The sequence below is a fragment of the Tenacibaculum aestuarii genome, from assembly GCF_964510395.1.
GTDB classification, from domain to species: Bacteria; Bacteroidota; Bacteroidia; order Flavobacteriales; family Flavobacteriaceae; genus Polaribacter; species Polaribacter aestuarii.
Genome location: NZ_CAZEFY010000001.1, coordinates 105,613 through 127,380 on the forward strand (window position 1 = coordinate 105,613; position 21,768 = coordinate 127,380).

Below are 21,768 nucleotides of genomic sequence, written 5' to 3' on the forward strand. Positions count from 1 at the left end.
CTAACTTAAAAATAAGCGTTTAACTGTTGTCTTGCGCTATTTTTTGTGTCAATTCTATGAATTTTTGTACCGATAATTGTTCGGGACGCATCGCAAATATAGGGTCTTCTTTTAAGGTATCCGAAAGATTGAAAGATTTTAAGCTTGAACGAAGCATTTTTCTTCGTTGATTGAAAGCAGTTTTTACGACTCTAAAGAATAATTTTTCATCAACAGGAAGTGTATAATTTTCTTTTCTGATAAGACGAATAACTCCAGAATCTACTTTTGGCGGTGGGTTGAATACTGACGGAGGAACCGTAAATAAATACTCAGCATCGTAAAAAGCCTGCGTTAATACGGATAATATTCCGTAGGTTTTGCTTCCTTCTTTTTCAGCAATTCGTTCAGCTACCTCTTTTTGAAACATTCCAGAGAATTCAGGAACATAGTCTCTGTTTTCAATTGCTTTAAAAACAATTTGCGATGAAATATTGTATGGAAAGTTTCCTATAATAGCTACTTGTTGTTTGTTGAATATTTCTGTAAAGTCCTTTTTTAAGAAATCACCTTCAATGATATTAAATTTTTCTTTTGAAGTGTCTAACTTAATATGTTCAACAGGAAATGTGTCTTGTAAGTAAACCACCGATTCTGAATCAAGTTCCATTACGGTAACCTTAGGTTTTTTTTCTAACAAATACTTTGTTAAAACCCCCATTCCAGGACCAATTTCTAATACATTATCGTATCCGTTTTCGGTTAAAGTATCAGCTATTTTTTTTGCAATGTTTTCATCGTTTAAAAAATGCTGTCCTAAATGTTTTTTAGCTCTTACGGTCATTTCTTATTGTATCTATTTGGTTGGTGGTTTTATTGTTAAGGCTATAAATGTTGGTCCAAAACCTATCCCGCTAATTACTCCACTAATGGTTTCCCAAGGGTTGTTGTCATAAGTGTAATACCCCATAACTCCACCTAAAGTTGCTATGAGTATTCCTACGATTATAAGTAGTTTTTTCTTTTGATAGATTTTTTCTTGCATGTTTAGTTGCTGTTCACTGTAGGATAAAACTCATTCACTACTTTAAGTTCTGTACGGAATGCTAACATTTTATCTGCAAATTTTATTAATCCGTCATTACGTAATTTATCTGCACTATACTTGTAGTAGTTATCCAAATCTTCACGAGTTCTTGCTGTATATTGAATAGAATAGGTAATTCCTCCCATTTCTTCTTCTACTAGGACTTGCGTCATTTTTGCGCTGATAAAATGCCCTGTTGCTAACACTTCAGGAATATGGCTTTCTATCCAAGTTAACCATTCAGCGTGGATACTTTCGTCTATATTTACGGTTACGTTGTATATGTACATCTTTTTAATAATTTATAATGAGTAGATAAATTAATGTGTTAAATAAGGTTGTGATTAGGTGTGTTTAATTGATAAACAGCAAAATACTTACATTAATTAATATCGTCTCCTCTTAGTTTTCTAAACTTTTTACGAGCTTCTACTAAATAGATACTCGAAGGGTGGTCAAAAATAATCTTTTGATAGTATTCTTTTGCCTTTTCAGGGTTATTTAATTCGTTGTTGTATAATTCTGCCATGTAGTAATAAACATCATCAACATAAATTCCGTTTTTATCTAAGACTATGATTTTAGCGTAGTTTAAAATAGCTTCATCATATTGCTTCTTTTTAATAAATAATTGGGCTTGTTTAAACAAGGCTTCGTCTTCAATAGCTTGTCCTTTATAAGTTGTAATAATTTCACCTAAAACAGCAATAGCTTGGTCGTTTTTATTCTGAAAAGCTAACAAATCGGCTTTGGCGTATTCTTTTAATCCAGAAGAAATGCTGTCTTTAGGTTCGTTATCTGAAATAGTTAAAAACAAGTTTGCAGCATCGTTGGCAATAAGTTGAGAGGCTGATCCTTTTAAAACTTTTAGTTGTGCTTTAGCCCATTTAAAATCATTTTTAAAGTAAGATGCTTGGGCAACTTTAAAACGAGCTTCTTGACCTATATTATGATTTTTAAATGAGGTTTGTACCTGCGAATAATAAATGAGAGCTTTATTGAATTTACCCATGTACACTAAAACATCTCCTAATTTTAATTTTATAGAAGCTTTTATAAATCTTGAGTTAGAAAAATCTAAAGATTTGTGTAAAATAACTTCAGCTTCTTCAGGGGTGTTTTTGGTAAAGGTTAAATAATCAGCATAAGCTATTTGAGTGAACAATGTGTTTGAATTTATACCATATTCTTTAAAAATAGCATCAAAACGTTGGTCAATGTCTGGTTGTTTGGTGTCTATAGCTATTCTCAGATTGTTGTTTATGGCTTCAAACTTATCTCTTGGATAATTGGTGTTTTCTATAATAAGATCAAAACATTCTTTAGCAGTTTCGTAGTCTTCATTTTCCAAAGCTATTTTACCTAGTTCATTAATTCTATTTAAATTATCAGGATCTCTGGCAAATAATGCTTTGCTTTGAATAAGTGCTTTGCTGTATTCTTTTTGCCTAATAAACAACCAAGAAAGTAGATCATTCCAAATGTCTTTTGGATTACTTATAGATCTTTTTAATAAAGCTTTTTTGAATAAAATATTATTTTCATCTTCACTATCATCGGTTAAGTATTTGCCAGCATAACGTTTAACATTGTTGAGGTAGCCTTCGTTTTTATCAACCAAATCGATGTATGATTCGAACATTTGTTTAAAATCACCTTTCTCACCATAAATTTGAGCCATTTGAAACCCATAATTAGCTTTCGGATTTATATCCATTATCTTTTGAAAGGTTTCAATAGCTAAATCTAGTTTGCTGTAATTTTTAAACATACCAGCAATTAATGCTCCGTAATTAGCTTTATTATTAATGGATTCTATTGCTAATTGATAGTGTTTGTTTGCAGTATCTATTTTTTCTTGACGTTCGAAGTTGTGACCTAGAACAACATGCAAGTAAGCTAAATTTGGTTTTTCTTTTAACTTTTGAAAAAGAAGCTCTTCAGCTACTGTAAATTGTTCGGTTTCTTGATAGCAAGTAATTAATCTTTCTAAATAAGTAGTGTTGTAAGGGCTTTGGTTGTATAACTCTTTATATAACTGAATTGCTTTTTCATATTCATTATTTCTAAAATAATTTTCAGCAATGATAAATTCGTTTTGTTGCGCATGACAAAACAAACTAAATACCAGTAAATTAAATAGAATAACGACTCTTTTCATTTATCAAAAATACTGAACATAATTGTTAAAATACTATTAAAAGGGGTGCTTTTTTGAAAAGTACTGTAACATTTTGGCACGAACTTTGTCTTATTAGTAAAACAACTAAACAATGTTAATTATGAAAAACTTTACTACACAATACGAGATAGCAAAGCAGAATGCAAATGAGTTTATGAGAAAAGGTCAAATAACTCAATATTTTGAAGCATTGCTTGAAATGAACAAATACAAGAGATTAATGGTAGCGGTAGTTGCCAACTAAACATATTTTTTTTCAATGGGGATTGATTAATTAAAAATCCCAAGCGTCGTAATTGAGGCTTGGGATTTTTTCATTTTTATAGTGAAGATTGATTAATCAATCACATCAAAACCACAGTAAGGAACTAATACTTCAGGAATTTTAATTCCGTTTTCAGTTTGGTAATTCTCTAAAATACCAGCCAACACACGAGGTAATGCTAAAGAGCTTCCATTTAAAGTGTGTACTAATTGACTCTTTCCTTCTTTATTTTTGAAACGTAATTTTAAGCGATTTGCTTGAAAAGTTTCAAAGTTTGAAGCAGAACTAATTTCTAACCAACGTTCTTGAGCAGTTGAGTATAGTTCAAAATCAAAAGTTAAGGCAGAAGTAAATCCTGTATCACCACCACATAAACGTAAAATACGATACGGTAATTTTAATTCACGTAAAATTTCCTTGATATGTTCTACCATTCCGTTTAAGGCATTGTATGAATTATCAGGATGCTCAACACGAACAATCTCAACTTTATCAAATTGATGTAAACGATTTAAACCACGAACATGTGCTCCGTAGCTTCCCGCTTCACGACGAAAACAAGGAGTGTAACCAGTTACAGTAATTGGTAAATCACTTTCTTGTACTATTTCATCTCTAAACATATTGGTTACTGGAACTTCAGCTGTTGGAATTAAGTATAAGTTATCACCTGTTACATGATACATTTGTCCTTCTTTGTCAGGTAACTGTCCCGTACCAAAACCAGAAGCTTCATTTACCAAATGAGGAACTTGTACTTCATTATAACCAGCCGCTGTATTCTTATCTAAGAAATAGTTGATTAAAGCACGTTGTAAACGAGCTCCTTTTCCTTTATATACAGGAAAACCAGCACCTGTAATTTTTACACCTAATTCAAAATCGATGATATCGTATTTCTTAGCTAATTCCCAGTGAGGTAATGCGTTTTCTCCTAAATCAGGAATAATTCCTTCTTTAAAAACTTCTTCATTATCTTCTTCATTCTTTCCTGCTTTTACAGAAGCATGCGGAATGTTAGGGATTTGATACAATAACTCGTTTAATTTATCAGCAGCAGCGTTTAACTCTTCGGTTAATTGTTTAGATTCCTCTTTTAATTCACCTGTTTTTGTTTTCAGTTGATTCGCTTCTTCAACTTTACCAGATTTAAAAAGACCACCAATTTCCTTGGATATTTTGTTAGATTCAGCCAATATATTGTCTAATGAAACTTGTGTAGCTCTACGTGTTTCATCAGTAGTTAATACTTCTTCAATAATTGCTTCGGCATCAGCAAAATTACGCTTTGCTAATCCGTCTAAAACAGTTTGTTTGTTTTCTCTAATAAACTGAACCTGTAACATCTTTTTAATTTTTAAGAAAAGCAAAGATAAAAGAAGCAACAGACTTAAACAATGCTATAGGCTAATTGTTTTGAGGTAGTTTAAAGAAGTTTCTTTGTCTTTTTTAAGTTGTGATATTAAATCGGGAACAGAATCGAACTTTTGTTCATCTCTTAAAAAGTATAACAGTTCAATGGTTAACTCTTTATCATATAGGTTTTGATTGAAATCGAAAAAGTGGACTTCAATGGTTTGGTGCTCGCCATCAACAGTAGGGCGGTTGCCAATATTCATCATTCCATAAACAGTATCGTTGTCTATAGTTGATTTTACAACATAAACACCAGTTTTAGGAATCAACTTGTACTCTTCAGAAACATCAATATTAGCAGTTGGAAATCCTATTTTTCCGCCTAATTGTTTACCATTTACAACTTTTCCTGTGAGAGAAAAGTTATATCCTAAATAGTTGTTAGCGGTTTTTAACTGACCGTTGGCAAGTGCTTTTCTAATTTTGGTAGAGCTTACCGAAACTTCATCAATATCTTGAGCAGGAATTTCTTCAACTGTAAAATCGTATAAATGAGAATATTCAGTTAGCTGTTCAATGTTTCCTTCTCTATTTTTTCCGAAGTGATGATCGTAGCCAATAATTAATTTAGAAATGTTTAGTCGATTCACTAGAACATCTCGAACAAAGTCTAGAGCAGTAAGTCTTGAAAACTCTTTACTAAACGGATGAATGATTAAATAATCTAAACCCAATTTTTCAAGATGTTGTGCGCGTTCCTCAATTGTATTAATCAATTTGATAGAAACGTCTTTTTGTAACACCATTCTAGGGTGTGGAAAAAAAGTAAGTAGTACCGATTTTTTTTTGCTAGATTTTGCTTCATGCACTAGCTTTTCAATAATTTTTTGATGCCCAATGTGCACACCATCAAAAGTACCAATGGTAACTATTGTTTTTTGAGTAGGAGTGAAGTCAAAAATAGAATGTGTAATTTCCAAGGTTACAAATAAATTTAAGCAAAAATACAATTTGTATAAGAGGATAAATAATATTTCAAGAATAAAATCTAAAATTCAGATTTAGTAAAAAAAACATCTAATAAATTAATAAAATAGTAAAAAAGAACACGGTATATTTCGTAAATGAAAAAAAATTGTATTTTGCAAAGCAGTTAACAAATTATTTTACATTATGATGAAAAAACTATTACTTGTTGCATTTGTGCTATTCGGCACAGCAATAATGGTTGCTCAAACTACAATTACGGGTACGGTTAAAGATGTCTCTTTAGGTGAACCTATTCCAGGAGCAAACATTAAGGTTTCAAGAAAAGCAGTAGGTACTTCTACTGATTTTGACGGAAAGTTTACAATGACGGTAACAGATACCCCGCCGTTTACAATTGAAATCTCTTCTCTAGGGTATCAAACACAAACAGTTGAGATAACTAAAAACAACCAAGTTGTTGAGGTTAACTTAACCGAAAATGCTACTTCGTTAGATGAAGTTGTTATCTCAGCTTCTAGAACCCCAGAACGTGTTATGGAATCACCTGTAACAATTGAACGTTTTGATATTAGAGAAATTAAAAACACTTCTGCTCCTTCGTTTTATGATGGTTTAGAAAACTTAAAAGGAGTTGATATTAATACAAGTAGTTTAACATTTAAGTCTGTTAATACTCGTGGTTTTGCTGCATTTGCAAATGAGCGTTTTGTTCAGTTAGTAGACGGTATGGATAACTCTTCTCCTGCATTAAACTTTTCATTAGGAAACTTATTAGGATTGTCTGAATTAGATGTGAAGAGTGTAGAGATTTTACCAGGAGCAGCTTCTGCATTATATGGGGCAAATGCATTTAATGGTATTATGTTAATGCGTAGTAAAAACCCTTTTAACGAGCAAGGAATTAGTGCAGTAGTTAAAAGCGGTTTAACTAGTCAAGAAGCAGCAGGAGATAATAAGTTTTACGATGTTAGTATGCGTATGGCTCATACATTTAACGACTATTTCGCAGCTAAAGCAACTATTTCTTACTTAAAAGGAGAAGAGTGGCATGCAACAGATTATAGAAACACATCAGGAGTTGGTGGTACATACAAAGCAGGTTTTAGAAGAGAAGGAGATGCAGATTCAGCGATTGATTATGATGGGGTAAACGTTTACGGAGATGAAGTAGGAACAAACATAAGAACAGCTTCAGGTTTAGGAATTATTCCAGATGTAAGAGTTACGAGAACAGGATATAATGAAGTTGATTTAATGAGTAATGAAGCAAAAAGTATGAAGTTCGGAGGAGCATTACACTTCCGTCCTTTAGGAAATGACCGTATTGAGATTATTTGGAATTCTAAATTCGGTAGAGGAAATACTATTTATCAAGGACAAAACAGATATAACATTGCTAACTTCTTTATGGAGCAACATAAGTTAGAGGTTAGAGGTAAAAACTTCTTTATAAGAGGATATTACACAGGTGAAGATGCAGGTGATTCTTACGATACGCGTTTTACAGCTATCAACTTAAACAGACAATGGAAATCTGATAAAGATTGGTTTGGAGATTATATTCAAACGTATGCTGGTATTATGTTAGCTGGTAACCCACAAGGATTATCTGAAAAACAAATGCATCAAGCAGCAAGAGAAGCAGCAGATACAGGGCGTTATATACCAGGAACACCTGAGTTTAAAGCAGCTTTTGATAAAGTTACTAGTGATCCAGATTTAAGAACAGGGTCTAAATTTAAAGATAATACACAGTTGTATCATGCAGATGGTAACTTAAACTTACGTGATTATATTGATTGGGCTGAGGTACAAGTAGGTGGATCATACAGACAATATAGTTTAAATTCGTATGGAACAATTTATACCGATAATAGTGGGCCAATCGATTATGATGAGTTTGGTGTGTATACACAAATTCAGAAGAAAATGATGGATGATCGCTTAAAGTTAACTGCATCTGCACGTTATGATAAAGCAATGAATTTTGATGGAAATGTTTCACCTCGTTTATCGTTAGCGTATGCCGCAGGTGAAATGAAAAACCATAACTTCAGAGCTTCTTTTCAAACAGGTTTCCGTAATCCAACAACGCAAGATCAATACATTGGTTTAGATACTGGAGGAGGAACTTTAATAGGTACAGCTGAAGATAACTTAGATAGATTTACTTCTGCACCAATAGATTTAAGTCCAATGGGGGCTGCAATTTTAGGCTCACCTACAACAACATATACAGGTAGAGATGCTTATGAAAATGCTTTTTCTGCAAAATCAATTGATGAACAAACGTATGAAAAGTCAGATTTTGATTTAGTAAAACCTGAAAAAGTAACTTCTTTCGAAGTAGGTTATCGTGGAGCAATCTCAACAGGAGAAAACAAATTAGGAATTGATTTAAGTGCTTACTATAACGATTATAAAGATTTTATTTCTATTAAAAATATTGCGGTTCCTTTTTATGGAAAAGTAGGAAGCTCAGAACCAAGTGGTATTCCAAATGTAACTCAAGGAGAATTAGCTTTGCTAGCTTTACAAAATGGAGATTATGCAGGTGTAGGTTTTAGAACAAACTCTACTGCAGATATTAGTTCTTACGGTTTAGGATTAGGGTTGAGTACAAAAGTTCTTAACGGATTTGATCTTGGATTAAACTATACATGGTCTAAGCTAGATTTTGACCAAGCATCAGATCCAGATTTTGAAGCAGGGTTCAATACACCAGAACATAAAGTTAAATTACAATTCGGACACACAAGTTTATTTGAAAACTTCGGATTCAATGTTAACTTACGTTGGCAAGATGAATTCTATTGGGAGTCATCTTTCTTAGAAGGAACAATTGAAGACAGAACGGTTCTTGATGCTCAAGTTAACTACTCTATCCCTTCAATTAAGTCAATCTTCAAAGTAGGAGGTTCTAACTTAACAGGAAAAGAATACTTAAGTGCTCCAGGAGTAGGAGCTGTTGGTTCTCAATACTACATTTCATGGACTATCAACAACTAAAAAAAGAAACAATGAAAAACACAATAAAATATACTTTTTTATCTGCGTTATTTTTAGGTTTTGCTGCCTGTGATGTAGATAATACCTTACCAGAAATTAAAGAAGAAACTGAAGTAGAAAACAATATTGCTTTAAGTGCAGGAAGTGTAGACTTTTCAAATTATATAGCAGTAGGAGGTTCTTTTACAGCAGGGTATACTGATGGAGCTTTGTTCAAGATTGGACAACAAAATTCTTTTCCAAATATTTTAGCAAGTAAATTTGCTATGGTAGGAGGTGGAGATTTTAATCAACCTTTAATGGAAGATAATATTGGGGGAATGATTCATCCAGTAACAGGAGAGGTTGTTTTAGACCCAAGATATTATTTTGATACTTCAACAGGGTTACCAACAGGACTTGATAAAACACCTACAACTATAGTGGGGTATCCAGCAACAAATGCAGCAAGTTTTAGTAATTATGGGATTCCAGGAGTGAAAAGTTTTCATTTTTTAGCTCCAGGTTACGGTAGTCCTGCTGGCTTACAGGTAGAACCAGCTACAGCTAATCCTTATTTTGTTAGAATGAGTCCAGCTCAATCTACCTTATTAGCTGAAATAGCATCTAAACAACCAACTTTTTTCACTTTATCTGAAATAGGAGGGAATGACGTGTTAGATTATGCTGTTGCTGGTGGTGCAGCTGGAGAGATCACAGAGCAAGCACTTTTTGAACAAGTATTTGGAGCTATTATTAATACTTTAGCACCAACTTCGGATGCTAAAGGTGTAGTGGCAAATTTACCTTACATTACAACATTACCACATTTTACAACTGTGCCTTACGCTCCATTAGATCCTTCAAATGAAGAGTTTGCAGCCCAGATACCAGTGTTAAATAACGTTTTTGGAGCTATTAATGGAGTTTTTGAAGCTATAGGTGTTCCAGAAAGATCAATAGTTTTTGCTACAGACGCTGCGAGTGCTGTTGTGATTAAAGATGAGTCATTAGAAGATAAAACGGCTCAAATTGTCGGAACATTATTAGCAAGTCCTACTTTCCCTCCTTTTGTGGCAAGTTTCGGTTTGCCTACAGATGCAACTACATTACAAAAAGTGGCAGGTTTATTAGGGACTTATTATGGTCAAGCAAGACAAGCAACAGAAGCAGATTTATTAGTGCTACCAAGTAGTGCTATAATAGGAGAGGTTAATACTGATTCAGTTGGTTTTTTAATGTCTCAAGGTTTACCACAACAGTTAGCGGGAATGTTTTCTGTAGAAGGTATTTCTCTGCCTCTTGAAGATAAATGGGTGTTAATTCCAGAAGAACAAGCAGAAATTAAAACAGCTACAGATGGATACAATACAACAATAAAAGCAATGGCGGAAGCTAAAGGATTGGCTTTTGTTGACTTAAAAGCTCTTTTAGAAAAAGCTTCTACTACAGGTTTAGAGTTTGGAGACTACAACTTAAATACGAGTTTAGCAACTGGAGGTTTAGTGAGTTTAGATGGAATTCATTTAACAGCTAGAGGATATGCGTTAATGGCTAACCAAATGTTATTAGCGATTGATAAAACATATGGTTCTAATTTTGAAGATGCCAAAGATGGTTTAGCAAAAGCAGTAGATTACCCAACAAACTACTCGCCTTTGTTACAATAAACAGAATTTAGAAAAAAAAAGCTGAGAATTAATTCTCAGCTTTTTTTTTGTTCTTATCAGAATTGATAATATATTTTTTATACTTACCATCTTTATATCTATGGTATATAAATATAGGCATCAATACAAATGACATGTATAAAACACCTAATCCCATTACAACTTGACCTTTGGGGTGGTTAGTGTTTAAAAGGTAAGCTCCTACAATCATCCATAGTAAAAAAATTACAAATAATATTTTAAGTAATGTCTTCATCTGTTCTTTTGAAATAGTTTTCTAATACAAAAATAAAAATCCTAAACGGTTAGGCTTAGGATTTTTGCTTGTTTTACGGTTTTAAAAGACTATGCTTCCATTTTTTGTAACCAAGAACGTACATTTACCTCTTGATTAATAATGTTGCTTAATTCTTCTATTTTAACACGTTTTTGCTCCATGGTGTCTCTGTGACGAATGGTAACGGTATTGTCTTCTAAAGTATCATGATCAACAGTAATACAGAAAGGAGTTCCTGCAGCATCTTGACGACGATATCTTCTACCCACAGCGTCTTTATCATCGTAAGAAACATTGAAATCCCATTTTAAATCATCTACAATTTTACGAGCTATTTCTGGCAACCCATCTTTTTTAACTAATGGTAAAATAGCTGCTTTTGTTGGAGCTAAAACAGCAGGTAATTTTAATACTGTTCTAGTAGTACCGTTTTCTAATTCTTCCTCTTGTAAAGAGTTAGAGAAAACAGCTAAGAACATTCTGTCTAAACCGATAGAAGTTTCTACTACGTATGGTACATAGTTTTTGTTTTCTTCAGGATCAAAATATTGTAATTTCTTTCCAGAAAACTCTTCATGTGCCTTTAAATCGAAGTCGGTACGTGAGTGAATTCCTTCTAATTCTTTAAATCCAAAAGGAAACTTAAACTCAATGTCAGCAGCAGCATCAGCATAGTGTGCTAATTTTTCATGGTCATGAAAACGATAATTGTTAGCTCCCATTCCTAATGATAGGTGCCATTTTAAACGCGATTCTTTCCATTTTTTATACCATTCTTTTTGAGTTCCTGGTTTTACAAAAAATTGCATTTCCATTTGCTCAAATTCACGCATTCTAAAGATAAACTGACGAGCAACTATTTCGTTACGAAAAGCTTTACCTGTTTGTGCAATTCCGAAAGGAATTTTCATACGACCTGTTTTTTGTACGTTTAGGAAGTTTACAAAAATTCCTTGTGCAGTTTCAGGACGTAAATATACTTGCATAGCACTATCTGCAGAAGCACCTAATTGGGTACCAAACATTAAGTTGAATTGCTTTACTTCTGTCCAGTTTTTAGAACCAGTTAACGGATCAGCAATTTCTAACTCTTCAATTAAGGCTTTAACATCTGCTAAATCTTCATTTTCTAAGGATTTAGCTAACCTGCTTAAAATAGTATTGATTTTTTCTTGATACCCTAAAACTCTTGCGTTCGTTGATACAAATTCTTCTTTATTAAAGGCATCGCCAAAACGTTTCGCAGCTTTTGCTACCTCTTTATCAATTTTAGCTTCAATTTTAGCACAGTAATCTTCTACTAAAACATCTGCTCTATATCTTTTTTTAGAATCTTTATTGTCAATTAATGGATCGTTAAAAGCATCAACGTGCCCAGAAGCTTTCCAAGTGGTAGGGTGCATTAGTATTGAAGCATCAATACCTACAATGTTTTCGTGCATTTGCACCATTGCTTTCCACCAATAATCGCGAATATTTTTCTTTAATTCTACTCCGTTTTGAGCATAATCATATACCGCACTTAATCCGTCATAAATTTCAGATGATTGGAATACATAACCGTATTCTTTAGCGTGCGATAAAACTTTTTTAAATTGATCTTCTTGTTTTGCCATATTGCAAAAATAAAATAAGGATTTGAACTTAGGGTATTGAAAAAGAAAAAAGTGAAGAATTTAGTTAACTCTTCACTTTTGTTGAAATATTGTATGTAACTATTGTTTTATTTAAGCTTAATTTTAGTGTTTCCAGAATACACCCCGTCAACAAATGCGCTTATAACGTAGGTTCCTTTTTTAATGTCGTCACGATTAACCAATACTAAAGAAACTAAGCTTAAGCGGTTGTTGTCGTAATTTACTTCAAGCGAATCGGTATATTGAACTTGAGTACCAGTTTTTAAACTGAATTTACCTTTAGGGGCAATTACATTCTTGTTTTCATCAGTAATTTGAATGTAAACTCTTTTTTCACCAGCAGAAGTAATAGGGTTTTCTAATAAATCAAAATTTATTCGAAATGCATCAGTTCTATTTGATCTAGAAGTTGAGGTAAGTTTTCCACTACTACGTTCTTTCATCGCAACAGCTTTAACCGGACTTGTTTTTATAATACCACCAATAGCTACTTTAGCTTCTAGCTCTTTATTTTTTTCTACTAAATTTTCATTTACGCTGTCTTTTTGTTGTAAAATTTCATTAGCAATAACATTTTCTTGAGTTAAGGCTTCGTTAGCACTATTTAAAGAGTCTATTTGAATAAATAACTTTTTGTTTTCACGCTCTAGAGTTGCAATTCTTCTTCGATATTTTCTGATTAAATTGAAGTTGTCAGACTTTAAATCTTTTATAGAGTCTCTTAAACTCTTCATTTTTGTTAGCTCTATCTCTAATCTATCAGCTAAACGTTTTTTGCCAACAACAACATCTGTATAATCTTTAATCATTTCGTCAAGATCTTGCTGTAAATCGGCTTTTTCTTCTAAGAAAATGTTGTTGAGTGTTTTGTTTTCGCTTGTTTTTTGCTGAGCATAAAAAATTAGGAAAACTGTTAGAAGTACGAGTACGACAATTAGTACATTCTTCTTTTTTTGATTGTTCATGATTTTAGGGGAATTGAATTTATAATATGTGTTTTTCTATCTATTGTGGGGTTTGTTTTTTATTTTAAAGCTAATGAATTATTACCAACGTTAATGCCATTTACAAAAGTATTAATATGGTATACACCTGCATTGATTTTGTTATTTATATTTACAAATGAAACCATAGATAGTTGTCTGTTGTTGTAATCAGCGATTAAAACATCACTACATGGTGTCTTTTTATTGTTGTGTGCGCAATCATCTTTTATGGGCGCCACAACATTGTTGTTGTTGTCAGTAATTTGAATGTGTACTTCCTTAGGTCCCGGTGATGCTACTTTATTTTCTAATAAATCGAACTCTATTTTAAAAGCATTTACTTTTTCTGATCTTGTTGTAGAAGTGTATTTTCCGTTTTTTCTTTTTTTAAGAGCTTCAGCTTTAATTGTTGATATTTCAATAACTTCAGCAATGGCAACTTTTTCTTTTAAAACTTTACGTTCTTTGTTTAATTGGTTATTTATACTAAATAGCTTTGTGTTTTGATGTTCTTTGAAGAGTAGTGCTTGGTTAACACTATCGTTCTTTGAAAGTAACTCATCGTTTATACTACTTAGGTAGTTTATTTTTTCAAAAAGCTTATGATTTTCTTCGATGAGAATTTTTGTTCTTTTTCTATAGTATCGTATAAATCGGTAATCGGCTTCTTTTAAGTTTTTAACAGAATCTCTTAGTTGAACAACTTTTTCTAGCTCATCTTTTAATCTTAAAGAGTATTCGTTTTTCTTAAAACTAGCTTGCTTATAATCTTTAATTATGGAGGTAAGTTCTTGCTCTAATTCTTCTTTGTCTAATTCGAAAACGGCTTTTAATTCGGAATAATCTTTAGCGTTTTGATAGGAAAGAACTCCTATAATAACCACTAATAGAATCAAAAAGGCTGTAAAGCCATTATTTTTTATTTTTGAAGGGATCATCATTTTTAGCGTGGATGATGCATATTTGTGTTTTGTGCTAATATACTATTTATTTTTTAACACATTTGTAAATAAATGCAGGTGGAAAATTTAAAGGTTCAAAACTAAGGTCAATATCGTTACCAAAAACATCTTTTAATTTCTTGTAGTAAGTTAAACTGTATTGGTATTGAATAAAAGCTCCGTTGGTAGCAAGAAAATTATAGTTCTTTACTAAAATAGCATGAGAAATTTCTTTAGGAATAATGGTTAAAGGCAAACTAGAAACAATGTAATCTGCTTTAGTGTAACCTAACTTTTCAAGTTCTGATTTAATTTTTTCAGCAGATGCTTTTAGAACAATTAACTGTGGATGTTTTATCTTTTGTAATTCTCGGTAAAAAGCATCATTAATTTCGAAGCAAATTAATACAGTATTAGACTTAATTTTGTTTAAAATATGGTGTGTTATCGCTCCATTACCAGGTCCTAATTCTACAATTACTTCCGCCGTAGTAAAATCAATTTCTTTTAGCATTTTATTAGCCAAATACCTTGAGCTAGGAATAATTGTACCTGATGTTTTGTAGTTTTTTACTGCTTCTTTAAAAAAATTAAATTTAGTGCTCAAAATATCGTTTTCTGTTACTTTTTGTATCTTTCTGTTAAAAAGAGGCTTGTAAAGATGCAATTTTTAAAAGATATATTTTATGTATTCTATCCCAATTTATGTATAAATTGTGAAATAGCGTTACTTCAAAATGAAAAATTTCTATGTACATTTTGTAAAAATGATCTTCCAATTATAGACGATAATGAGCATATAAATGTTACATTAATGTCAACTTTTTATGGTAGAGTTCCTGTAGAAGAAGTACGTTCTTTCTTGTATTATCAAAAAGAAGGAATTACCCAAAAACTTATTCATCAATTAAAATATAAAAACCAACCAGAAATAGGAGTTTTTATTGGTGAGTGGTTTGGAAGTAATTTAGTAGATATGAATGTTTTTGAAGGTATAGATTATATTGTTCCCGTTCCATTACATCCCAAAAAACAAAGAAAAAGAGGTTATAATCAAGTAACATTATTTGGAGAAGCATTAAGTAAGATACTCGATGTTGAATATAAACCAAATGTACTTATTAGGTCTTCAACAACTAAAACGCAAACATTAAAACAGCGATTTGAACGTTTTTCTGATAGTAACACAAAATTCAAATTAGCAAACACCACAATTTTTGAAAACAAACATGTTTTATTAATTGATGATGTGATTACAACTGGAGCAACGATAGAAGCTTGTGCAAACGAATTGTTAAAAACTAAAAATATAACCATTAGTGTTGCTACTATGGCGTATACTCAAAAAGGATAGTAACTTTCCATCTTAATTTACTACTTTTGAAATTGGATTTAAAACCATCAATTTGTGAAAAATAAACATCTTATTTTAATAACACTTTTTGCTTTTATCATCGTTAGTTGTGCACGTAAAGGAAGACCAGAAGGAGGCCCAAAAGATGAAACAGCACCTATTATGGTTACAGCAAATCCACCATACGAAACTATTCATTTTAAGGAAGACAATATTCGTATTTATTTCAATGAGTATATTGTTTTAAAAGATTTACAAAAGCAATTAGTGGTTTCACCTCCAATGAAAAACCCACCACTAATTACTCCGCAAGGAACTCCAAGTAAGTATATCAATATAAAAATATTAGACACCCTACAACCGAATACAACGTATACATTTAACTTCGGAAATGCGGTTCAAGACAACAATGAAAACAATAAATTAGAGAGTTTCAAGTACGTGTTTTCTACAGGGAGTTATATTGATTCGTTAACAATAAAGGGTTCTGTCGCTGATGCTTTTGATAAAAAGGAAGTAAAAGAAGTAAGTGTGTTGTTGTATAAGCTAGATAGCGTTTATAACGACTCAATTATATACAAACAAAAACCTAATTACGTAACTAGTACGTTAGATTCTACAAACTTTGAGTTTAGTAATTTACGAGAAGGAAAATACTTAATGTTGGCCTTAAAGGAGCAAGCAAACGACTACATTTTTAGTAGTAGAAATGATAAAATAGGTTTTGTAGCCGATACAATTACATTGCCAGCTGATAGTGTTATAAGTAACCCGATTCGTTTTTTTAAAGAGATTCAACCGTATGAATTTAAAAGAGGGAAAGAAGTAACTAAAGGAAAAATTCAGTTTGGATTTGAAGGGAAGCAAGACGATATAAATATTGAAATACTGTCGGAAGTTCCGCAAGATTTCAAATCATTTACACAGTTAGAAAAAGACAAGGATACATTAAACTATTGGTATACTCCGATTGAAAGAGACTCGTTAAACTTTATTGTAAACAACCTAAATTTTAAAGATACGGTTACCGTTTTTTTAAGAAAAAAACAGATTGATTCTTTATCAGTGTCATCAAATGTGGGAGGTGTTTTACATTTAAAAGATACAATGTTTATTCAAACGAATAATCCTATTGTTTCTATTGATAAATCCAAGTTTTCTTTAATAGATAAAGATACTGTTGAGGTAGCTTTTGAATTGAAAAAACAATCGATTAACAAACTAGCAGTCTTATTTGAGAAGAAGCCTAAATTTGGTTACATTTTTAAAGGATTACCACAAGGAATTACGGATGTTTACGAAACTACCAACGATACGTTAAATTACAAGTTTACAACTCGTGCAGTAGATGATTATGGAGGTATAGTGTTGGATGTTAAAAAAGAAACACCATACCCAGTAATTATTCAATTATTGGTAAAAGATGAGGTGAAAGAAACAGTGTATCTTTCAGAATCTAAAAAAATAGAGTTTACCCTGTTAGAACCCAAAGAATATGCTATAAGAGCTATTATTGATGAAAATAATAACCGTGTGTGGGATACGGGTAATTTCTTAGAACGTAAACAACCAGAGCAAATTATTTATTACGGAACAGAACTTAAGTTAAGGGCTAATTGGGTAGTACAAAATGAACCTTTTGTGATTAAATAATACAAATGTCATTTCGAAGGAGTTTGCGACTGAGAAATCTCGCTCTAGAGATCTAATACTTCAAAATGACACTTGTAAAAAAGCTTAGAAGCACATATTAATGTGCCTCTAACCAATTTGCTCCTGTATCAATTTCAACATCTAACGGAACACTCATCTTAAAAGCATTTTCCATTTCTTGCTTAATGATAGGTTTAATGATTTCAACTTCATCTTTATGTGCATCGAAAACCAATTCATCATGTACTTGTAGTAACATTTTCGACTTAAAGTTTTCTTGCTCAAATCGCTTATAAATGTTAATCATGGCAAGTTTAATGATATCGGCAGCCGACCCTTGAATAGGTGCATTTACCGCATTCCTTTCTGCAGCACCACGAACAATAGCATTACGAGAATTGATGTCTTTCAAGTAACGACGACGTCCTAAAACAGTTTCTACATATCCGTGTTCACGAGCAAAATCTACTTGTTCTGCAATGTAACGTCTTAGTTTAGGATAGGTAGCATAATAGGTGTCGATTAATTCTTTGGCTTCTGAACGAGTTAAATCGGTTTGATTGCTCAACCCAAAGGCAGATACCCCATAAATAATTCCGAAGTTAACCGTTTTAGCATTGCTACGTTGTTCGCGAGTTACTTCGTCAATAGGAACATTAAAAACTTTAGCAGCAGTAGAAGCGTGAATATCTTCTCCATGCTGAAAGGCTTTAATCATGGTTTCTTCCTCGCTTAAAGCAGCGATGATTCGTAATTCAATTTGACTGTAATCTGCCGCTAATAATACATAATCTTCATTTCTTGGAATGAAAGCCTTACGCACTTCTTGTCCGCGTTTTGTACGGATAGGAATGTTTTGTAAGTTCGGGTTGTTTGAACTTAAACGTCCAGTAGCAGCTACTGCTTGTGCATACACCGTATGTACTCTTCCTGTTTTTGGATTGATCTCATTAGGAAGCGCATCAACATAAGTGCTTTGTAATTTTTTATACTGACGATATTCTAAAATATCAGCTACTATTTGATGATCTTTGGCTAAGTAAGAAAGTACATCTTCCGCAGTAGAATATTGTCCTGTTTTTGTTTTTTTAGGTTTGTCAACCAACTTTAATTTGTCAAATAGGATAGGACCTAATTGCTTTGGAGAAGCAATGTTAAATTCTTCACCTGCTTGTTGGTAAATGTTTTGTTCTAATTGTAGGATATCCTTGGTTAGCTCAACAGATAAAGACTTTAAAAAGTCAGTATCTAAGTTAATTCCTTCAATTTCCATAGCAGATAATACAGAAACTAACGGGGTTTCAACGTCGTTGAACAGTTTGGTTACGTTTCCGTTTTCTAATTCCTTAGAAAAATGCTCTTTTAATTGATACGTTACATCGGCATCTTCTACAGCATACTCTGTTTGTTTTGGTAATTTAACTTCACGCATAGAAAGTTGATTTTTACCTTTTTTACCAATTAACTCTGTAATAGAAACGGGTTGGTAGTTTAAATAGGTTTCAGAAAGTACATCCATGTTATGACGCATATCTGGATTGATAAGGTAATGCGCAATCATGGTGTCAAATAATCTACCTTTTACAGGCATGTTATAATTTGATAATACTTTGATGTCATATTTTAAATTGTGACCTATTTTTTCAATAGTTTCCGCTTCAAAAAATGGACGGAACTCTTCTAAAATAGTGGTGGTTTCTTCTTGGTCTTCTGGAAAAGCAACATAGTATCCTTTGTTAGCTTCCCATAAAAAAGCAATTCCAATTAATTCAACCTCTAGTGCTTTTAAACCTGTTGTTTCGGTATCAAAACACACAGAGTTTTGTTCTAACAACTTTTCTAATAAAAGTTTTCTTGAAAGAGGTGTGTTGACTAACTGGTAAAAATGATTGGTGTTATCAATGGTTCTAAATCCGTTGATAGTATTTTCTTCTGAAGTATTTCCGCTACCTGGAGCAGCAAATAAATCGAATTGACCTGAAGTGCTAGCTTTGGTGACTTTTGGTTTTTCAACAGAAGAAGTATTATCTTGAACTTCTTCTGGAGAAGCAAATGTTTTTAAGAAATTCTCTGTTAAACGACGGAACTCTAAATCGGTGAAAATTTCTTTGGTAGCTTCAATGTTTGGTTGTTCAAAAATTAGCTTATCTAGTTCTAATTCAACAGGAACGTCTAACATGATAGTAGCTAGCTGTTTTGAAAGCATACCAAGTTCCGCATTGGCTTCAATCTTTTCTTTCATTTTGCCTTTTAATTCATGGGTGTTGGCAAGCAATCCTTCCATAGAACCATAAGCAGCGATGAATTTTTTAGCTGTTTTTTCACCTACACCAGGTAGTCCAGGGATATTATCAACAGAATCTCCCATCATACCTAAAAAGTCAATTACTTGTAATGGGTCTTCAACTTCAAACTTAGCTTTTACTTCTTCAATACCCCATTTTTCATAACCATTCCCCATACGTGGTGGGCGATACATAAAAATGTTATCAGACACTAATTGAGCAAAATCTTTATCAGGAGTTACCATATAGGTTTGCAGACCTACTTTTTCGGCTTTTTTGGCAAGGGTTCCAATTATATCATCAGCTTCATATCCTTCTTTTACAATAGCAGGAATATTCATTGCCTCTAATATTTTTTCAATATACGGAACCGCTAAACGAATAGCTTCTGGTGTTTCTTGTCGATTAGCTTTGTAATGCTCAAAAGCCTCAACACGATCAGTACTACCTCCTTTATCGAAACATACAGCTAAATAATCGGGTTTTTCTCGTTTAATTACATCCATTAAAGAGTTTGTAAACCCCATAATAGCAGAAGTGTCTAAACCTTTAGAGTTGATTCTCGGATTTTTAATAAAAGCGTAATATCCTCTGAAGATTAGCGCATATGCATCGAGTAAAAAAAGTCGTTTTTGATCTGCCATGTTGTATATTGAGTCTGTTGAATTAAATTATTGATACCTATTCGCTTACGGTAAAAAGGCAATATTGTTTATTCGTGAGAATTTTGAAGGTAAAGCTACAAAACTTTAACAAGATGTTAAAAACCTATTTTAAGAATCGCTGTATCTTTGTTTATCCTTAAAAATGAAGTAAATGTCTCGTTGGGTAGTAACTCTTATTATAGTATCAGCAATCATTATTCTGCTTGAAACGTATGCGTTTCAGGCAATAAAAACACTAACTAAAAGTAAAATTGTACAGTACAGTTGGTTGTTGGTAAGTTTGTTGGTGTATGCGAATTTTTTCTATGTAATTCTTACGTCAGATAGAGGTTCTGGACAAACAATTAAGTTTCAATGGGCAGTAGGGTTGTTTTTACTTGTTTTGGTGCCAAAATTAGTAGTGTTGTTGTTAATGTTTGGTGAAGATGTTGTGAGATTTGCTCAAAAAGGATTTTCTTTTTTCTCTAAAGAAGAAACCAAAGATTTGGCAGGAAGAAGAGCTTTTGTGTCAAAAATAGCCTTAGGATTGGCTGCGTTACCTTTCGCAAGCATGCTGTATGGTATGGTTAAAGGAAAATACAATTATAAAGTATTAAAATATCAATTAAGTTTTAAAGATTTACCCGAAGCTTTTGATGGTTTTACCATATCTCACATTACCGATATTCACTCTGGAAGTTTTGATAATCATGAGAAAATTCAATATGGAGTAGATTTAATCAATGAGCAACAATCAGATATGATTTTATTTACAGGTGATATTGTAAATAATTTTGCTCATGAAATGGATGATTGGGTATCTGTTTTTTCTCAATTAAAGGCTCCTGAAGGTATGTTTTCTGTTTTAGGGAACCACGATTATGGTGATTATTCAGATTGGAAAAGTCCAAGAGATAAAAAAGCTAATTTTGAAGCAATCAAAGATATTCATCCAAAGATTGGGTTTGATTTATTGTTAAATGAAAACCGTTATATTGAAAAAGACGGACAAAAAATAGCATTGATAGGTGTAGAAAACTGGGGGAAAGGTCGTTTTAGTAAAAAAGGAGATTTAGCAAAAGCCTCTGAAGGGGTAAAGCAAGAAGATTTTAAGATTTTACTTTCTCATGATCCCAGCCATTGGGAGCATATGGTAAAAACAGATGAATATAATTATCAATTAACGCTTAGTGGACATACACACGGGTTACAATTTGGAATTGAAATTCCAGGTTGGTTTAAATGGAGTCCCTCAAAATATGTGTATAAGCAATGGGCAGGATTGTACGAAGAATTTGGCAGATATATTAACGTAAACAGAGGGTTTGGATACCACGCTTTTCCTGGAAGAGTAGGTATTTGGCCTGAAATTACCGTTATAGAGTTAAAAAAAGCCTGATTTTCAGTATTTTTTAAGAATAAAATAATATTTACCTAACAAAAAATTAGTAATTTTAGGCTCTTTACTGATTAA

General features: G+C 32.5%; 18 protein-coding genes. 6 read left to right on the top strand and 12 right to left on the bottom strand.

The genetic code is table 11. The features are described from left to right. Nucleotides 1-19 precede the first annotated feature (19 nt). The 4 genes from rsmA to ACKTSU_RS00545 form a co-directional block, all read right to left on the bottom strand. Nucleotides 20-823, bottom strand: coding sequence for a 16S rRNA (adenine(1518)-N(6)/adenine(1519)-N(6))-dimethyltransferase RsmA (gene rsmA / locus ACKTSU_RS00530; protein ID WP_408034440.1), 804 nt, complete (start codon nucleotides 821-823; stop codon nucleotides 20-22). 12 nt (nucleotides 824-835) lie between these two features. Next, nucleotides 836-1,024, bottom strand: coding sequence for a hypothetical protein (locus ACKTSU_RS00535; protein WP_408034441.1), 189 nt, complete (start codon nucleotides 1,022-1,024; stop codon nucleotides 836-838). A gap of 2 nt (nucleotides 1,025-1,026) precedes the next feature. Continuing rightward, complete coding sequence (locus ACKTSU_RS00540; protein ID WP_274634273.1) at nucleotides 1,027-1,356, bottom strand: DUF4286 family protein; 330 nt, start codon at nucleotides 1,354-1,356, stop codon at nucleotides 1,027-1,029. A gap of 92 nt (nucleotides 1,357-1,448) precedes the next feature. Continuing rightward, nucleotides 1,449-3,227: a tetratricopeptide repeat protein gene (locus ACKTSU_RS00545; protein ID WP_408034442.1), complete on the bottom strand. Its 1,779-nt coding sequence runs from the start codon at nucleotides 3,225-3,227 to the stop codon at nucleotides 1,449-1,451. 121 nt (nucleotides 3,228-3,348) lie between these two features. Here ACKTSU_RS00545 and ACKTSU_RS00550 point away from each other — a divergent pair, with 121 nt between their 5' ends. Beyond that, nucleotides 3,349-3,492, top strand: a complete 144-nt coding sequence (locus ACKTSU_RS00550) for a hypothetical protein (protein ID WP_166627718.1) — start codon at nucleotides 3,349-3,351, stop codon at nucleotides 3,490-3,492. A gap of 92 nt (nucleotides 3,493-3,584) precedes the next feature. On the opposite strand, the gene serS is transcribed toward ACKTSU_RS00550, so the two are convergent. Both serS and ACKTSU_RS00560 read right to left on the bottom strand, forming a co-directional pair. Beyond that, nucleotides 3,585-4,859, bottom strand: a complete 1,275-nt coding sequence (gene serS, locus ACKTSU_RS00555) for a serine--tRNA ligase (RefSeq protein WP_408034443.1) — start codon at nucleotides 4,857-4,859, stop codon at nucleotides 3,585-3,587. A 54-nt stretch (nucleotides 4,860-4,913) separates the two neighbouring features. Further along, nucleotides 4,914-5,849 (bottom strand): bifunctional riboflavin kinase/FAD synthetase, encoded by a 936-nt coding sequence (locus tag ACKTSU_RS00560; RefSeq protein WP_408034444.1) that lies wholly within the window; start codon nucleotides 5,847-5,849, stop codon nucleotides 4,914-4,916. Nucleotides 5,850-6,042: 193 nt separating this feature from the next. Here ACKTSU_RS00560 and ACKTSU_RS00565 point away from each other — a divergent pair, with 193 nt between their 5' ends. Further along, a complete protein-coding gene (locus tag ACKTSU_RS00565; protein WP_408034445.1) occupies nucleotides 6,043-8,868 on the top strand; it encodes a TonB-dependent receptor in 2,826 nt (941 codons plus the stop codon). Between the two features lie 11 nt (nucleotides 8,869-8,879). After that, nucleotides 8,880-10,517 (top strand): G-D-S-L family lipolytic protein, encoded by a 1,638-nt coding sequence (locus ACKTSU_RS00570; protein ID WP_408034446.1) that lies wholly within the window; start codon nucleotides 8,880-8,882, stop codon nucleotides 10,515-10,517. 28 nt (nucleotides 10,518-10,545) lie between these two features. Here the strand turns inward: ACKTSU_RS00570 and ACKTSU_RS00575 are convergent, their stop codons facing one another. The 5 genes from ACKTSU_RS00575 to ACKTSU_RS00595 all read right to left on the bottom strand — a co-directional run bounded on the left by ACKTSU_RS00575 (nucleotide 10,546) and on the right by ACKTSU_RS00595 (nucleotide 14,965). Then, nucleotides 10,546-10,773 carry a hypothetical protein gene (locus ACKTSU_RS00575; protein ID WP_408034447.1) on the bottom strand — a complete coding sequence of 76 codons (228 nt, stop codon included), beginning with the start codon at nucleotides 10,771-10,773 and terminating at the stop codon, nucleotides 10,546-10,548. A gap of 89 nt (nucleotides 10,774-10,862) precedes the next feature. Then, nucleotides 10,863-12,410, bottom strand: coding sequence for a glycine--tRNA ligase (locus ACKTSU_RS00580; RefSeq protein ID WP_408034448.1), 1,548 nt, complete (start codon nucleotides 12,408-12,410; stop codon nucleotides 10,863-10,865). Nucleotides 12,411-12,517: 107 nt separating this feature from the next. Beyond that, nucleotides 12,518-13,396 (bottom strand): hypothetical protein, encoded by an 879-nt coding sequence (locus tag ACKTSU_RS00585; protein WP_408034449.1) that lies wholly within the window; start codon nucleotides 13,394-13,396, stop codon nucleotides 12,518-12,520. A 59-nt stretch (nucleotides 13,397-13,455) separates the two neighbouring features. Then, complete coding sequence (locus ACKTSU_RS00590) at nucleotides 13,456-14,358, bottom strand: hypothetical protein (RefSeq protein WP_408034450.1); 903 nt, start codon at nucleotides 14,356-14,358, stop codon at nucleotides 13,456-13,458. Nucleotides 14,359-14,404: 46 nt separating this feature from the next. Continuing rightward, nucleotides 14,405-14,965, bottom strand: coding sequence for a class I SAM-dependent methyltransferase (locus ACKTSU_RS00595; RefSeq protein WP_408034451.1), 561 nt, complete (start codon nucleotides 14,963-14,965; stop codon nucleotides 14,405-14,407). A gap of 207 nt (nucleotides 14,966-15,172) precedes the next feature. Between ACKTSU_RS00595 and ACKTSU_RS00600 the strand changes: the two genes are divergently transcribed. Both ACKTSU_RS00600 and ACKTSU_RS00605 read left to right on the top strand, forming a co-directional pair. Then, the gene (locus ACKTSU_RS00600; protein WP_408034452.1) at nucleotides 15,173-15,712 is read left to right on the top strand and encodes a ComF family protein; all 540 of its coding nucleotides are present in this window, start codon (nucleotides 15,173-15,175) and stop codon (nucleotides 15,710-15,712) included. A 54-nt stretch (nucleotides 15,713-15,766) separates the two neighbouring features. Then, nucleotides 15,767-17,365, top strand: a complete 1,599-nt coding sequence (locus ACKTSU_RS00605) for an Ig-like domain-containing protein (protein ID WP_408034453.1) — start codon at nucleotides 15,767-15,769, stop codon at nucleotides 17,363-17,365. Nucleotides 17,366-17,462: 97 nt separating this feature from the next. Here ACKTSU_RS00605 and polA read toward each other — a convergent pair whose 3' ends face one another. Further along, nucleotides 17,463-20,294, bottom strand: coding sequence for a DNA polymerase I (polA, locus tag ACKTSU_RS00610; protein WP_408034454.1), 2,832 nt, complete (start codon nucleotides 20,292-20,294; stop codon nucleotides 17,463-17,465). Between the two features lie 172 nt (nucleotides 20,295-20,466). Here polA and ACKTSU_RS00615 point away from each other — a divergent pair, with 172 nt between their 5' ends. Continuing rightward, nucleotides 20,467-21,693: a metallophosphoesterase gene (locus ACKTSU_RS00615; RefSeq protein ID WP_408034455.1), complete on the top strand. Its 1,227-nt coding sequence runs from the start codon at nucleotides 20,467-20,469 to the stop codon at nucleotides 21,691-21,693. Nucleotides 21,694-21,768: the final 75 nt, after the last annotated feature.

Bases quoted from the DNA above. Each gene is read 5' to 3' on its own strand.
- rsmA (WP_408034440.1), bottom strand. From the start codon at position 823: ATGACCGTAAGAGCTAAAAAACATTTAGGACAGCATTTTTTAAACGAT.
- ACKTSU_RS00535 (WP_408034441.1), bottom strand. From the start codon at position 1,024: ATGCAAGAAAAAATCTATCAAAAGAAAAAACTACTTATAATCGTAGGA.
- ACKTSU_RS00540 (WP_274634273.1), bottom strand. From the start codon at position 1,356: ATGTACATATACAACGTAACCGTAAATATAGACGAAAGTATCCACGCT.
- ACKTSU_RS00545 (WP_408034442.1), bottom strand. From the start codon at position 3,227: ATGAAAAGAGTCGTTATTCTATTTAATTTACTGGTATTTAGTTTGTTT.
- ACKTSU_RS00550 (WP_166627718.1), top strand. From the start codon at position 3,349: ATGAAAAACTTTACTACACAATACGAGATAGCAAAGCAGAATGCAAAT.
- serS (WP_408034443.1), bottom strand. From the start codon at position 4,859: ATGTTACAGGTTCAGTTTATTAGAGAAAACAAACAAACTGTTTTAGAC.
- ACKTSU_RS00565 (WP_408034445.1), top strand. From the start codon at position 6,043: ATGATGAAAAAACTATTACTTGTTGCATTTGTGCTATTCGGCACAGCA.
- ACKTSU_RS00570 (WP_408034446.1), top strand. From the start codon at position 8,880: ATGAAAAACACAATAAAATATACTTTTTTATCTGCGTTATTTTTAGGT.
- ACKTSU_RS00575 (WP_408034447.1), bottom strand. From the start codon at position 10,773: ATGAAGACATTACTTAAAATATTATTTGTAATTTTTTTACTATGGATG.
- ACKTSU_RS00580 (WP_408034448.1), bottom strand. From the start codon at position 12,410: ATGGCAAAACAAGAAGATCAATTTAAAAAAGTTTTATCGCACGCTAAA.
- ACKTSU_RS00585 (WP_408034449.1), bottom strand. From the start codon at position 13,396: ATGAACAATCAAAAAAAGAAGAATGTACTAATTGTCGTACTCGTACTT.
- ACKTSU_RS00590 (WP_408034450.1), bottom strand. From the start codon at position 14,358: ATGATGATCCCTTCAAAAATAAAAAATAATGGCTTTACAGCCTTTTTG.
- ACKTSU_RS00600 (WP_408034452.1), top strand. From the start codon at position 15,173: ATGTCAACTTTTTATGGTAGAGTTCCTGTAGAAGAAGTACGTTCTTTC.
- polA (WP_408034454.1), bottom strand. From the start codon at position 20,294: ATGGCAGATCAAAAACGACTTTTTTTACTCGATGCATATGCGCTAATC.
- ACKTSU_RS00615 (WP_408034455.1), top strand. From the start codon at position 20,467: ATGTCTCGTTGGGTAGTAACTCTTATTATAGTATCAGCAATCATTATT.